This window comes from Chryseobacterium sp. SIMBA_029, from assembly GCF_046535275.1.
In the GTDB taxonomy this organism is placed as follows: Bacteria; Bacteroidota; Bacteroidia; order Flavobacteriales; family Weeksellaceae; genus Chryseobacterium.
Window position 1 is genome coordinate 1 of record NZ_JAWRXA010000127.1, and the last position, 328, is coordinate 328.

The following is a 328-nucleotide window of genomic DNA, read 5'->3' on the forward strand; positions in this document are numbered from 1 at the left end:
GTTGTCCATTAGTACCTGGTTCTCCCCAAATAATTGGTCCTGTTTCGTATTCTACAAATTCACCATTTCTATCTACACATTTTCCGTTGCTTTCCATATCTCCTTGTTGAAGATAAGCTGCAAATCGGTCTAAATATTGAGAGTATGGAAGAATTGCATAGCTTGTTGCAGCATAGAAATTACGATACCAAATTCCTAAAAGACCCATTAGTACAGGAACGTTTTCAGAGAAGTCTTCAGTCTGGAAGTGTTGATCTGTATCAAAGGCACCTCTTAACAGTTGTTCAAAATTTTCATATCCTACTGCTAATACGATACTTAGCCCGAT

Annotated in this window: 1 pseudogene; it reads right to left on the minus strand. The window is 37.5% G+C overall.

The features are described from left to right. Positions 1–328, minus strand: a pseudogene (gene pgi / locus SB679_RS23500) (glucose-6-phosphate isomerase); the annotation flags it as partial.